Source organism: Trichodesmium erythraeum IMS101 (assembly GCF_000014265.1).
Lineage (GTDB): Bacteria > Cyanobacteriota > Cyanobacteriia > Cyanobacteriales > Microcoleaceae > Trichodesmium > Trichodesmium erythraeum.
In genome coordinates this window covers 1,395,855-1,410,573 of sequence record NC_008312.1, presented here as the reverse complement: position 1 = coordinate 1,410,573, position 14,719 = coordinate 1,395,855, and the positions used below count along the sequence as shown (strand labels likewise).

9 protein-coding genes are annotated in these 14,719 nt (G+C 33.0%); 2 read left to right on the top strand and 7 right to left on the bottom strand.

Annotation, left to right across the window (positions count from 1 at the left end; translation table 11 throughout):
* Positions 1–245: 245 nt before the first annotated feature.
* From TERY_RS04180 to TERY_RS04155, 6 genes are all read right to left on the bottom strand, one after another.
* Positions 246–1,313, bottom strand: a complete 1,068-nt coding sequence (locus TERY_RS04180) for a branched-chain amino acid aminotransferase (protein WP_011610681.1) — start codon at positions 1,311–1,313, stop codon at positions 246–248.
* A 541-nt stretch (positions 1,314–1,854) separates the two neighbouring features.
* Positions 1,855–2,319, bottom strand: coding sequence for an NINE protein (locus TERY_RS04175; RefSeq protein WP_011610680.1), 465 nt, complete (start codon positions 2,317–2,319; stop codon positions 1,855–1,857).
* A gap of 303 nt (positions 2,320–2,622) precedes the next feature.
* Entirely contained in the window at positions 2,623–2,790 is a 168-nt protein-coding gene (locus tag TERY_RS27085; protein WP_011610679.1) for a YqaE/Pmp3 family membrane protein, read from the bottom strand.
* 361 nt (positions 2,791–3,151) lie between these two features.
* Positions 3,152–4,084, bottom strand: coding sequence for a methyltransferase domain-containing protein (locus TERY_RS04165; protein WP_011610678.1), 933 nt, complete (start codon positions 4,082–4,084; stop codon positions 3,152–3,154).
* Positions 4,085–5,991: 1,907 nt separating this feature from the next.
* Positions 5,992–6,213, bottom strand: a complete 222-nt coding sequence (locus tag TERY_RS04160) for a hypothetical protein (protein WP_011610677.1) — start codon at positions 6,211–6,213, stop codon at positions 5,992–5,994.
* Positions 6,214–6,485: 272 nt separating this feature from the next.
* Positions 6,486–7,418 (bottom strand): glycosyltransferase, encoded by a 933-nt coding sequence (locus TERY_RS04155; protein ID WP_011610676.1) that lies wholly within the window; start codon positions 7,416–7,418, stop codon positions 6,486–6,488.
* A 584-nt stretch (positions 7,419–8,002) separates the two neighbouring features.
* On the opposite strand from TERY_RS04155, the gene TERY_RS04150 reads away from it, so the two are divergent.
* Positions 8,003–9,205, top strand: a complete 1,203-nt coding sequence (locus tag TERY_RS04150) for an argininosuccinate synthase (protein WP_011610675.1) — start codon at positions 8,003–8,005, stop codon at positions 9,203–9,205.
* A 596-nt stretch (positions 9,206–9,801) separates the two neighbouring features.
* Here TERY_RS04150 and TERY_RS04145 read toward each other — a convergent pair.
* Entirely contained in the window at positions 9,802–10,605 is an 804-nt protein-coding gene (locus tag TERY_RS04145) for a thermonuclease family protein (protein WP_011610674.1), read from the bottom strand.
* An 812-nt stretch (positions 10,606–11,417) separates the two neighbouring features.
* Here TERY_RS04145 and TERY_RS04140 point away from each other — a divergent pair.
* Positions 11,418–14,624 carry an efflux RND transporter permease subunit gene (locus tag TERY_RS04140; protein ID WP_011610673.1) on the top strand — a complete coding sequence of 1,069 codons (3,207 nt, stop codon included), beginning with the start codon at positions 11,418–11,420 and terminating at the stop codon, positions 14,622–14,624.
* Positions 14,625–14,719: the final 95 nt, after the last annotated feature.

The following is a 14,719-nucleotide window of genomic DNA, read 5'->3' as shown; positions in this document are numbered from 1 at the left end:
AAACATTTTTTTAAACAACTTAATAACTAGAAATAAACTTCAAAAATATTAGTAATTTCCTAGTCTAGGCTACCAAAAAACAGCAATATTTTAGACAAAATTACAGCCGATAATTGCTATATTTATATTCTATAAAAATTATTTTTATTGAGTAATTTATGTTCTTTAATTTTGGCTTATAGCTTCTAAATTATGAATTCTAAATTCAGCTATATCATCCCAAGACTAATATAATATTCAAGTATTTAAAGTTGACAAATCCAACCATAGGGGTCAGTGACTTTACCAGTTTTAATATCTTCTAATTTTTGCAAAACTTGAGAAGCATATTTTCGTTCATCAACAGGAGGTAAAATCATATCTTTACCTTGATAGTTAATAACAGAAATATGAGCAATTGTAGCAGCAGTACCCATACCAAAAGCCTCAGAAATATTTCCTGCTTCATAAGCCTTTGCAACCTCATCAATAGAGATTAATCTTTCCTCAACTTTAACACCCATATCTCTAAATAAAGTTAATGCACTATCTCGAGTAATTCCCCCTAATATACTTCCTGTCAACTTAGGAGTAATCAAAACATCATTAATTACAAAAGCAACATTCATCGTACCACATTCTTCAATATATTTTTTTTCCTTTCCATCCAACCATAAAACATTATCATAACCTTGTTCTTTAGCTTCTTTATCTGCTAAAAAACTACCAGCATAATTCCCAGCACATTTAGCTGCACCAGTTCCACCTTCAGAAGCTCGGACATATTTATCTGTAACAATTAACTTAACTGGTGCCGAATAAAATGTACCTGTAGGGGAAGACAAAATAATAAACTTATAACTATTTGCAGGCTTGAGACCGACAGATTCATCTGTAGCGAAATAAATAGGTCGAATATATAATGCGCTATCTGATTTAGTAGGAATCCAATCAGTATCTAGTCTAATTAATTCCTTTAAACCATCTATAAAAATTTCTTTAGGAATGGATGGCATACATAATCTAAAAGCTGAATTATTTATTCTTTTATAATTAGCTTCTAACCGAAATAATACAGGTTTTCCCTGATAATTTTTATAAGCTTTTAAACCTTCAAAAACTGCCTGACCATAATGAAGTACAGAGAGAGAAGGACGAATAGAAATATTACCATAGGGAGTAATTTTTACCTCTTGCCAACTATTATTTGCATAGGTAGCAACCAACATATGATCGCTAAATACTTTACCAAAGGGAGTATTATTAATATCCTGTTCTTTAATCCGAGAGTGGCTAGTTTTTTCTATAGATATTTGAGAATTAACTATTTGCATTGTTATCTGGCTTTTCGTAAAAAACTACTTTATATATTTTATAATATCATGCCCTGTTAAATACATCTAATCAAATTTATCTAGTGATATTAAAAAAAAAGATTGTGATAAAGATAATAAAGATAATAGGGAAAAAAATAAATTTGCAAATGATAAAAATGATAGAGCATTGATAGCTTAATCTAATTATATCGAAGCTCATTAAGCGAGAAAATTTTAGACTTCTCCTTTTAATCAAATTTGTTTGTATTAGGTGTCAAGTGTCAAGGAGCCAAGAAAAAATAGAAGAGTAAAAAATAACCCTCAAATAAAGTATGATTTTTAATGATTAATACAGTCCAGATTTATCTTTTTTTGAATACTTTACGATAATTAATTATCTTAAATAGTTAATAAAAGTGATCTTCAAAAAAAATATATTTATAACACTGCTATTTACGGTATCAAAATCATGAAGTTTTTGGTATATACTACAAAAAAAATATTTCAATTTAATTTTAAAAACTGTTTGAAATCAAACTAAAATTTTTTTATACATAACTTAAAACCATGCTTTTTTATTTTTCAAGTAAGTATCGTAAAACTCTTGGTCAGACTTAGTTAAATAGGTAATAAACTCAATAAATGCAATAATACTCATAACTAAGGTTGGAATTACAAGAAATGAACCAACTAAAGAAACAATAAGCATTATTATTGCTGCTTGAGAGTAGCCAAGATAAAATTTATGTGCTCCAAACGCACCTAGAAAAAAAGCTAAAATTGCAGCAATTCCACGATTTTTAGGATTCAGTTGACTTGATGGTGATGCAGAAATATCAGAAATATCTTGGTATATATCCAATGCTTCTCCTTCAGGAGTTGTATCAAAATCAACCCTTAAGCCTTGTTTTGGGTTCTGTTCAGCGTACCAACTTGATAGCAGAAACCTATATCTTTTGCCATCATCACCAGAGATTATTCCATTACCTTTTTGAATAGAAACTGCAAGTATTATACCTTTCATAATTATTGTGACGTTACTGTTGATTAGTTAGATTACTAAGATTTAATTTAGTATAGCTTTGAATGAAAAAAGTTAATGTTTTTAAAAAACTCTAAACATCTATTTCAATGGTAATCATTTTCACATCTGTTTAGAGATTTTTGATAATTTATTACTTGTCAGTAATTGAATGATTTACTGTGAACAATTAATAATCAAAATTCATTCATATTACTCATATTAATAGAGATGAGTTAATGATTATTTTGAGTTAAAAATTCATCAGACATCAGACAAAACTCACCCCTATCTTAATTACTTAATTTAATTATCATGCTTGGCAATTACCCAAATAGCATGAACAATGCCAGCAATATAAAAGCCAAAAATAGTTAGGAGAAGATTAATCCAAAAAGCACCACCTAGACCAACAGTTAAAAAAACTCCTAATGGTGGTAAAAAAATAGCAGCTAGAATTCTTAGTATAGACATTTGAGTTACTCTGAAATACAATTAAAATTTTTTGGAGTATATGGCGCTAGCCAGAAATATTAGGAATTATAGGAATTCAGAATCTGATCGAACCTTGATTTTATCTGAACCGTATTGGCTTATACAAGTTAGTATTGTATAGTCAACCTCCTAACCTTGTTCCCTTTTAATATAACTTCAGTTGTTAGTGGAACTTTTACCGAAAAATTTTGTAGTAGTAGTATAGAAATAGTGAAAAAGATAGGATCTTAATATTGTTTGTTTATGCTTAGGGTAAAAACTCTCAAAAAAAGTCCCATATCAGGCACCTATACTCTCTGCCTTCCCATCATATAATTCCAGTTTTACTCAAAAATAATTACTATGCAGGACGACCAAATTTTGGAGGTTCTGCTAAAGTATAGATTTTTGTTTCAGTAGCGATCGCTTCTCGCAGATGTAGTGGTACCTGCAACATTCCTAATAAGGTAGTGCCATCCAACATCCGGAACCCACCAATAGTTTTTTCTTTCAGAAGTTTATCAATCATTTCTGGTTCAGGGCGACTATTAACCATTTTCCTAGAGCCCAGTGCAAAACCCCAAGGTCGACCATAAGTAGGAATATTACTATTATAAGATTGAACAAAAGGAAATACAGCCTTCATTGTATTAACAATTCGAGCATGAAGTTTCATTTCACCAGGGGAAACAGGACCTGCCTGTACAACAAAAAATCCTCCCGGGGTAAGTACCCGCAGAATTTTTTCAAAATATTCCTTTGTAAACAATTGAAATGATGGTCCCTCTTCAATAGGATCAGAAAGATCAGAAATGACCACATCCCAACTCTCACCAAAAGTCTCCAAAAATTTTAAAGCATCACCAATGACCAACTGGAGGCGGGGGTCATCAAAAGCATTGGCATGCATCTCCGGCAAATATTGACGACAAGCTTCTACTACTTCTCCATCAATATCAACCATGGCCACTTTTTCTACACTTTGCCAACGGAAAACTTCCCGAATAGTAGCTCCCTCACCACCACCAAGAACAAGAACTTTGCGAGGAGACCCATGACAAATCATAGCAGGATGGACCAGGGGTTCATGGTATAGAAATTCATCCCCTGTACAAGACTGCCATTTACCATCAAGAACCAGTGCCTTACCATAAATACCTGTTTCTACAATGTACATTTCTTGGTAAGCAGTTTTTTTGTAGGCAAGTACCTTAGTAAGGCCATGAACATAAATATCCCAAGGTGTAATATGCTCACTTATCCACAGATCTGAAGCTACCATGTTATTTGCCATAAGGCCTACTCCTAAATAACTTATGTATTAAAATCAAGATGATTATTGTATTTATTATCATAAAATAACTATTTATTCTTAATAAATTTAATCTATAAACTAGAGGTTTTTAGAGATATTATTAACTTAATAGTTATGATTTATGACTATTATTATATTATCACAGTATTTTTACTTAAAAATTCAGAAAGTACCTAGTATTATCTCGAAATTTTTTTGTAGATAAATGCTGGGTATATAGTTATGCTTTGATGCGATTATATACAGTCTATTTTGGATATTTTGAAAAATCAAGTTATCCTAATGAGCGATCGCTAAATTTTTTTTGTCAAGTCAATATTACAAAGCTAAAAAAAAGTTAGTATACTAATCGACATTAAATAGGGTCTTAACTGAAAAGTTTTGCTGAGAATATTCTACTCATTATGCTAATTCCAAATGTTTGGCTATAGCTAAAATCACTTTTCTCTATTAATATTATTTCCACTTATTACTAAAGTATTTTTTTTTAAAATATTCTAACTATTACTACTTGTTGAACTCAATATAGTAATACTCTAAAGTTAATTTTTTTTACCCATCTTATAGTTTTGGGTATAGGGGTTTGAAGTCATCGGTTCAATAGGCAATGGTTTCAGAGTTTATTTATAGTTTTTGAACTTTGAAAACACTAGGTTATAGATTATATAAATTATCTATATTCATCATTTAAACCTTATTTTTTACTTTTGAATTAACAAATTTTAGCTGACAAGTAAATATAATTCATAGAATAAATTACTAGTGATACTACTATGAAAAATTATACAAATAAAAACTTATCAAATGTCTCTTTCAATCAGTGTGATGTAGAACTTTATGAGAGTAAATATTATTTTGTTTCTAGCTTGGCAAGAAATTTATTAGAGCTGCTAAGTATGCAAAATGGATAAAAAATTCTTGCTCTTGTTTGTGGTACAGGTAATCTAAATTATAAAATTACTACAAAAGGAGCAAATATTATAGGAATTGATAATACTTTTACTATAGTTTAGCGAGCAAACTGTTGTTATCCAGATACTGAGTTTTTAGTAGGAGATGAAATTAACATTGAGTTTAAATAAACATTCGATGCAGTATTTTCTAATATAACATTTGATTATATTTAACAACAAGAAAAATTTCTCACTGATATTTGGCGTCTAATAAAACTAGGAGGTCGTTTCCTCACATAATTTGGAATAAAAGGTAATGTTAAAACAATTATTAGTGGTATTTATGAAGCTTTAGATGCTGCTGGTTATGGCAGTAATAAAAAGCTTAATTCTTGATATTTTCCTAGTATTAGAGAATCTGCTAAACTTTTAAAATTAAAAGTTCTTTTATCGATTTTTGCAACTTTATTAGGAATACTAACTAAACTTAAAAATGGAGAAAATGGTCTACGTAATTGGATTAATATTTTTGCGATTTGTTTTTTTCAAGGGATTCCTGAAAAAAAGCAAAATGTTATTATTGATGATATTAAAAATAGATTGCGTCCTAATCTATTTTATAAAGGTCAATGGATAGCTGATTACAAAATAATTATAATTATGGCTTTTAAGGAAGGGAAAGATCATAAATAATGACTGAATTATTTAATTTATTAGGGAGTCATATTCGTGATTAATAAGTAATAATTATATTCTTGGCACAGTATAGGTTAAAAAAATTGCTATTACTGACTTATTACTTAATAGCTGAAGTTTTGCTCTTAAGTCTTACATTATATTATTTTGGGGAATTAGTGTTATATTAAATTTTACTTATAGGATTAAAGAGAAAAATACAAAGTGATAGGTTTTAAGAAGTAACTTAATAAAGAATAGGCAAAAGAAAACAAAAAAATTAAGTACAACTAACCCTCAAAAAATATAGATGAGAACCTAAGTTTTATTTTTCTTATTTCGAGTATTAATCCATTGCTTGGCACGTCTAACTGCCTCTTGTCGAGAGGAAGCTAATGGTACTGCTACAACACAACCATTATTATAATTAGCCCAAACTGCATAAGTAGCAGATCCATTCATTTCACCTTGGTCAATTTCGACCTTCCAACCTTTATATTCGAAGGTAAGTATAATATGAGGAAAATCAGGTTCAATCATTATAGTATGGCTAAATTAGCTATAGTTATCTCAAAATACTTCCAAATTATTTTTCGGAAATTATCATATTTTCGAGTCTATATAAAATATTCAATAATTAGAGGAAGAAAAAACTTTAGCAAAAACTTCAACTCTAGCATTAGAATTTCTAGTTTTCAAGTAGATAGAGTCTTGGTTTGGGTTTGATAAGCTAGGAGAAAATAATTGCTATTGAGATGGGATTATATTATACAACTTCTCAGTAGAATAGCATAAATGATTGAGAAATAGTATTACTTCCTAAAACCATCAATATTAGCATAAGCACTATAAACAGCTTTGACATTATACCAATTCAAAAATATTCGAGAAATTTCTAAAGCCAATTGTGATTTACCTCGGTCAATTAACCATTGTAAAAAAACTGCCATTGTTTTCTCATTTAGTCTCCCACCTAGTGATAAAACTCCCCATAATAACTTGTGGAAATAAGTCATTTGAATCATAATTTTTACTTCCAATATAGGATGTTTTTGATAGAATAAAACTCCCATTTTTCCTCTTTGAATTTCTCTGTCAATCATTCTTGGCAATTGCTCCAAAGAAAAGGGTGGATGCCAATGATAACCTACTGCTTCTGAGCATTTAATTAATTTTAAACCTAATTTTTTTAGCCTAATTCCTAACTCTAAATCTTCCCAACCATACTGGTTAAAATTAGTATCAAATAATCCAGCTTCAATTAACCAATGACGAGCGATCGCTACATTTCCAGTAGCAAAAAAAGCTGCTGAAAAATCCGTCAATTTTAATGGTTCTAAAGTGGGAAAATCAAAATTACAAGTATTAATTACTCTGCCATAAGTAAAGATACAGTTTGATTTTTTGCCATATTTAATTAAAGTATTTGCATGGGCCTGAAGAAAATTATCTGTTACTACTAAGTCACTATCTATAAAAATAATAAAATTTCCCCTAGCTACTTCAACTCCTAAATTTCTGGCTGCTGCTGGTCCCTGGTGAGACTGAGGCCAAAGTTGGAGATGGGGAAATTCTGTGGCATTAGCTTTTAGCCAGGGGATAGTATCATCTGTTGAACCATCATCGACAACTATTACTTCATATTCGGTTATGTGTTGTTCATAAGTTTGACTTTCTAGGGCACGGAGGCATTTTTCTAAAATTCCCAGGCGATTATAAGTGGGAATAATTATACTAAAAAACATAGAGTCAGTTATTTATATTCAATCCTGGGTAGTGCTACTTGGGTCCTTAGTGAAAGATATGGGGGCATGATAATTTTTCTTCTTGGAGAAAAGGAAAAACTCAAGATTAGGGTCAAATAGTGGGAAGAATACTCCCCATCACCCCAACTACTCAATTCCCCCCAACCCAACCCCCATTTTACTTACTCAAAAACCATTACGGGAGCAGAACTACCAAATCCTTTTTAGTTTTGACTTTTCCTAAGATTTTTAATCCGAGGACTCCTAAAAGTTCCGTCGCGCTATATCTGTCACTTAAAAAGATTGCCTAAAAAGATTGTGTTTTTGCCCTCCTGTGTTGGTTCTGATAGGGACTATTGTTGGGGAAGGTGGCATTATTCAAAATTATAACTTTGGACGTTTACTGTAGAGTCTAAGTAAAACTCAAATTTAAAATTCAAAAATCAGAAAAACTTTTGGTTTCCTCTGTAGTAAAATTTATTAAGGTTTTTATTGGCATAAAAAAAGTTTATACTTTAATTAACAATAAAGCTACAGATTTAGTTTAATAATAATAACTCAGTTGTTAATTTTTGAATAAAAATATGAGTCGTGCTACTAAAGTTGTGCTAGCTTATTCTGGAGGAGTAGATACTTCTGTTTGTATCCCTTATCTGAAAAATGAATGGGGAGTAAAAGAAGTAATTACCCTAGCAGCAGATTTAGGTCAAGGAGATGAATTAGAAGGAGTTCGGAAAAAAGCATTAGATTCTGGGGCAGTAGAATCTCTAGTCATAGATGTTATTGAACCTCTAATTAAAGAATATGCTTTTCCTGCTATTCAAGCAAATGCTCTATATGAAAATCGCTACCCTCTAGCAACAGCATTAGCTCGACCTCTAATTGCCAAAATATTAGTAGAGGCAGCAGAAAAATATGGTGCTGATGCTATTGCCCACGGTTGTACAGGAAAAGGTAATGACCAGGTAAGGTTTGATGTTGCTATTGCCGCACTAAATCCTCAAATTAAGATTCTTGCACCTGCGCGGGAGTGGGGAATGAGTCGGGAGGAGACTATTGCTTATGGTGAAGAGTATGGCATTCCGGCTCCTGTGAAAAAATCTTCCCCTTATAGTATAGATAAGAATTTATTGGGGATGGCGATCGAAGCTGGTGAGTTGGAAGATCCTTGGGTGGAGCCCCCAGAAGAAGTTTATGGGATGACTAAGGCGATCGCTGACACTCCCAACGAACCAGAATATATAGAGATTGGTTTTGAGCGGGGTATTCCTGTTAGTCTTAATGGTCAAGAAATGGGTGGTATTGAGTTGATAACTAAACTTAATCAGATAGCAGGAAACCATGGCATTGGTCGAATTGACATGATTGAAAACCGTCTGGTGGGGATTAAGTCGAGAGAAATTTATGAGTCTCCGGCAATGTGGGTGTTAATTCAAGGACACCGAGATTTAGAGAGTTTGACTTTAACTGCTGATGTAACTCGTTATAAGCGGGGTATTGAGGAGACTTATAGTCAGTTGGTTTATAACGGTTTGTGGTTTAGTCCGTTGAAGGGTGCATTGGATGCTTTTATTCAGCAGACCCAGGAAAGGGTGACTGGTGTTGTGCGGGTCAAGTTGTTTAAGGGTAATGCAATGGTTGTTGGTCGTAAGTCTGATAATTCTTTGTATAGTTTTGACTTAGCGACTTATGGTGCGGAGGATGAGTTTGACCATAAAGCGGCGGAAGGATTTATTTATGTTTGGGGTTTGCCGACTCGTGTTTGGTCAGAGAAACTCCGGGGTTAATAGCTGGGTGATTTTTTAAGTTTGATTAGTTGTTCCTGTAGGGATGAAATATTAGTCTCTACAGGAATAAGTATAATTACTAATTTATTGGCATCTTCTAATTCTTAGATTTTTTTTGCCTGGTAAAAATTCAGCTTGTATAGATGCATAATTAATTTTGTATACTTGCTTATTATGATTAGATCATAATCAAAATTTATGGTACTACTAGAATTTATCAAAATTCTACAGAGGATTTATGAAAGGGTTTTTAAGACTTTATCTATTTTCACTTAATACTTGGTCAAAACAATCTTTTTAATAGAAACCCAAGTTTCTAGGTATTTAAATTACATATTCTTTGATTAAAAAAATAGTGGCAATCCTCTGAAAATTAATTTTGATAGTCAAAATTACTATTTTTATATCTTAAAATTTAATGTTTCACAGCTTACTTAAATTATTGATGAAAATAAAATAAATAATAGTTATGGTTAACTAAAGTGAGCATTTTTTAGATATCAGATAAAATTGCTAAAAACTATCAATATAAATTCAGAAATTATAACCAATAAAATTATAAAAAAGATTATATTTTGATGTGAAAATATAATTGATTATGCAAATAAATGATTCAATTCTTCTTTGCACTTATCCTCAAACTTGGCTTGGGTAATTAGACCACTTATCAACTCTTTTTGAAGAATTGATAAAATCTGATTTTGCTGCTGCAGTTTAAGCTCAAACTTGGCTTCAAACTCAGCTTCATTAATTGAACCTGCTTTCAATTCTTTACCTATATCTTTAAGAAAATTCTTTTGTTTTTTCTTGAGGGAACGGAATACCCAAGGAGCCATAAATTCTGATTGAAGTTCTTGCCATATTCCCCGTTGGTTTATCTCAGCATCAGCTTCTGCCAAGAATAACATAATTGCAATTTCTCTAGGGCATTCGCTAATATAATCATAATAAACTCGAGCTAAACCTTCTTTTACTAAGATGTGCTGTACAAAAGTACCATCTAGTAAATAAACTTCACCAAAACAACGTGGCGATCGCCCTGGTCGGTTTTCTTCTCCAGTAACTTTAACTTTGACTTGATTATCACTTTTTTGAACTAATTCTTGGAGCCTATCTTTACCTTTTTCTCCCCATTCAAATTGACTACGATATATTGGATTTTTATTTTTATGATTCATTTTTTCCACCTGTGAATCTCCCCATCCTTTAGGAGTTTCTGGGGTATCAATATAAACAAAACGGACAGTCATTTCTACCTCAGAACCATTAGCAACAACATTAAAGGTGTCGGCATCTGAGACTTTCTTAACTGTGTAAGTTTCAAGAGAATCAAAATATGATGGAGCAGGTAGTTTGACCTGGCCTAGGTTAGTTAAAATATTCTTGATTATTTCTTTCATTAATCATTAAAAGTTGCTAGCTATCTACAAATAGAATGGTTTCCTAAGTTATGAGATAAATATATTGATAGTTTTAAGGAATTGGGATAGGAAACAAGCCAAAAATATTTATCTCATTAATTATACTATATTTAGTTGGGAATCTACTGTAAGTACTATTATTATGCCTCATAATCACGATTAAGCGCTATATTTTAGGATAGAGATTAGGCATTAGTAGGGACATTATATTTTTTTATTTTTTAAATTTCCGTATAGGGGGAAATTTTGATAATTTCTGTGGGATAATTAATCTTATCATGACTTACATAAAACCGCCATATCTAGTAGGGGCTTTCTGTTCGTCCTGTTGATTTTTTATTATTGGAGATGTCTATTCTATCCACAGTTTCAATGCTTTGAATTTTTATCAATTAAATTAGACTTACGCAAATAAAACTAGAAACCCTATTTTTTTCTTAGATGTCTATTCTTAAAACAATGATTTATCACATAAACCAGGTTTATTTGCCTAATTCCTATTAAATACTATAGCTATTTATTGTTTAATATTTTATAAGATTTACCAATTTAATCACAGTTAAAGTATTACTTTTAACTGTGAAATTCTAACTTTTACTTTGAAACTTGAAGTTTGGACTTTAATTTTTTGAAATTTTGACTTTGAAATTTGAAAATTTGATTTTAAACTTCTAAACTATAACTTTGAAACTATAACTTTGAAATTTTGACTTTGAGCTTTTGACTTTTAACTTCTAAACTCTAACTTTGAACTTTGAACCTTTGAATTTTGACTTTTGACTTCAAAATAAATGTTTACAAATTTTTTCATCAAAAGACCAGTATTTGCCTCAGTGTGTTCCCTACTAATTATCCTAATTGGATTAGTCGGTTATATCAGTCTACCAGTACAAGAATTTCCTAGCATTGATACCCCAGTAGTCAGTGTACGAACCAACTACCCAGGAGCTAGCCCAGAAGTAGTAGAAACAGAAGTAACAGAAATTCTGGAAGCAGAAATTAATGGTGTTGAAGGTGTGAAAACTCTGACATCTAGCACCAGGGAAGGTTCAAGTTCCATAAACGTTGAATTTCAACTGAGTCGCAATATAGAAGCAGCAGCTCAAGATGTTCGTAGTCGTGTCTCCCGTGCCATGAGAAGACTTCCCAATGAAGTTGATGCACCAGTAGTTTCTAAACGAAGTAGCGATGAAGAAAGAATTATTTGGCTTTCCCTAACTGGGGAAAAATATTCATCATTAGAATTAAGCAACTATGCCGATAAATTCATTAAAAATATCTTAGAAACTGTTAATGGAGTGGGTAGTGTTTTTATCGGAGGCGAACGTCGTTACGCCATGCGACTATGGTTAAACCCCCAAAAAATGGCTGCTCGAAATATTACTGCTTTAGATGTCAAACAAGCTCTTAGACAACAAAACGTAGAAATTCCCAGTGGTAGAATAGAAGGAAAATCTACAGAATACCCCATCCGCACTATTGGTCGTCTACAAACACCAGAAGCTTACGAAAACTTGGTGATCAGACGCAATGATGACACCTCTCTGACAAGATTCAAAGATATTGGTAGAGCAGAAATTGGAGCAGAAAGTAATCGCACAATTGCTCGCTATAATGGTAAACCAGCAATAGGTATTGGAATTAGTAAGCTTTCCGGAGCAAATATCATAGAAGTTGCCACAAGTGTCAAAACTAGGATGAAAGAATTATCTAAAGATTTTCCCGATGGAATGGAATACTACGTCAGCGTTGACTACTCAACATTTGTGGAAGTTGCCATCAAAGAAGTCTGGAAAAGTTTGCTATTCGCCATCTGTTTAGTTGTCTTAGTTATCTATATGTTTTTGCAAAATTGGCGGGCAACAATTATTCCTACTATCACCATTCCCATTTCCCTCATTGGTGCCTTTGGGGTAATGTTTTTCATGGGATTTTCTATCAACACTCTCACCTTATTTGCTCTAACACTTTCAACAGGTTTGGTAGTAGATGATGCTATTGTGATCTTAGAAAATATTGTTCGATATATTCAACAGAAAGGCAAAACTCCCATGGAAGCTGCAATATTAGGAGTCGGGGAAGTTGTATTTGCTGTCATTGCCACAACCATTGTCTTAATTGCAGTATTTCTACCTGTAGGATTTTCCGGTGGGGGTGCAGGGCGAATATTTAATGAATTTGCCCTAACTATTGCAGTGTCAGTAGTGTTTTCTACCTTTGTTGCTCTGACATTAGCACCATCATTGTCAGGGCGAATTCTTAAAAAACAAGAACCAGAGGAACAAAAAAATTTTATCTCTCGTTTATTTACCATTCCCCTTAATTTATTTGATTATGCTCTCAGTCGCATTTCAGTAATATACGATCGCTCATTACGTCTGTTGATGAGAATCAAACCATTAGTAATTTTAGGATTTATCCTATCTTTTTGGATAATAGTTTGGTTATTTCAACAGTTGCCCCAAGGATTTTTGCCCACAGAAGATCGCGGAAGAGTATTTGTTTCTGTAACTGCACCAGAAGGGGTAAGCATTGAATATACTGACAATGTCATGGGTCAGGTAGAAAATAAACTTGCTCAAGTTCCCGAAATGAAAGGTTATTTCAGTATTACTGGGTTCGGTCGTTCAGCTCAAGCTAACCGAGCTTTTGCTTTCACCAACTTGAAACCCTGGTCAGAACGGACAAAACCAGGGCAAGCACAACAAGAAGTTGTCAAAAAGTTATTTAGAGCATTTGCACCAATTACAGATGCACGAATATTTCCAATTAATCCTGGTTCATTACCTGGTACTGGTCTTAGTCGCTCCATACAGTTTGTCTTGCAGGGAAATGATTTTGAAGAGTTAGTGCGAGTATCTGAAGAATTTAACAATGAGGCGCAACAGTTACCCCAACTAAAAAATGTTGACACAGATTTAAAAATTAATAAGCCTGAGATCGTAGTAGAAATAAATCGTTACCAAGCTGCTAATTTAGGGATATCGGTAGAGAATATTGCTCAGACATTACAAATTATGATGGGTGGGGAAGATATTACGAATTTTACTCAAGGAAACCAGCGCTATGATGTAATTGTGCGGGCTGAGGATGAGTTTCGCAATAATCTCCAAGATATTGAGGATCTATATGTGCGAACTGAGCAAGGGGTGATGATACCTTTGAGTAATGTGGTGACTGTGAAGACAAGCACAACTCCTCCTGAGATTAATCATTTTAACCGCTTTCGTTCGGCAACAATTACAGGAAGTCCGGCTCCAGGAGTTAGTTTGGGTGAGGCATTGCAAGCATTATACGATTTGGCGGATCGGGTTTTACCTGCTGATATGCGGATAGATCTAAAGGGTGAGTCATCCCAGTTTCGAGATGCTGGTCAGGCAACGACATATATTTTTGGGTTGGCATTAATTTTTATTTTCTTAACTTTGGCAGCTCAGTTTGAGAGTTATATCGACCCGCTGGTGATTTTATTGTCGGTACCTTTATCTTTGTTGGGTGCTTTTGGGGCGTTATGGTTGGCAGATTTAGAGGTGAATGTTTACAGTCGTATTGGGTTAATTATGTTAATTGGTTTGGCAACTAAGAATTCAATTTTGATTGTGGAATTTGCTAACCAGTTATTGGCAGAGGGAATGTCTATTACTAAAGCTGCTATTGAGGCATCGCGGTTGCGGTTTCGTCCGATTTTGATGACAGGGTTTTCGACAATTTTTGGGGTGATGCCCTTGGCGTTTGCTTCTGGTCCAGGCGCTGCTAGTCGGGTTTCCATCGGAATGTCGGTTATGGGTGGAATGTTGGTGTCTACAGTTTTGACTTTGTATGTAGTGCCTGTGTTTTATGTGGTGATGGGGAAGAGTTTGCAGTTCGGTTTATTTCGTAAGCATGCTCAATATTCGGCAGATGGTGATGAGATTAGTAATGGTTCTGTTAATGGAAATAGTAAAACTGCTCCTGTTAATGATAAAAATCAGGATAGTGCGGAAAAATTGAGCAGGTGATAGTTGGGTTGTAAGTATTCAGCAGTCAGCTATCAGATATGAGTTATTAACTTAGTTATATTGGAAGGAGGAATTAGTTAGTCTCTAAGGAGAAT

Bases quoted from the DNA above. Each gene is read 5' to 3' on its own strand.
- TERY_RS04140 (WP_011610673.1), top strand. From the start codon at position 11,418: ATGTTTACAAATTTTTTCATCAAAAGACCAGTATTTGCCTCAGTGTGT.
- TERY_RS04150 (WP_011610675.1), top strand. From the start codon at position 8,003: ATGAGTCGTGCTACTAAAGTTGTGCTAGCTTATTCTGGAGGAGTAGAT.
- TERY_RS04175 (WP_011610680.1), bottom strand. From the start codon at position 2,319: ATGAAAGGTATAATACTTGCAGTTTCTATTCAAAAAGGTAATGGAATA.
- TERY_RS04155 (WP_011610676.1), bottom strand. From the start codon at position 7,418: ATGTTTTTTAGTATAATTATTCCCACTTATAATCGCCTGGGAATTTTA.
- TERY_RS04145 (WP_011610674.1), bottom strand. From the start codon at position 10,605: ATGAAAGAAATAATCAAGAATATTTTAACTAACCTAGGCCAGGTCAAA.
- TERY_RS04160 (WP_011610677.1), bottom strand. From the start codon at position 6,213: ATGATTGAACCTGATTTTCCTCATATTATACTTACCTTCGAATATAAA.
- TERY_RS04180 (WP_011610681.1), bottom strand. From the start codon at position 1,313: ATGCAAATAGTTAATTCTCAAATATCTATAGAAAAAACTAGCCACTCT.
- TERY_RS27085 (WP_011610679.1), bottom strand. From the start codon at position 2,790: ATGTCTATACTAAGAATTCTAGCTGCTATTTTTTTACCACCATTAGGA.
- TERY_RS04165 (WP_011610678.1), bottom strand. From the start codon at position 4,084: ATGGCAAATAACATGGTAGCTTCAGATCTGTGGATAAGTGAGCATATT.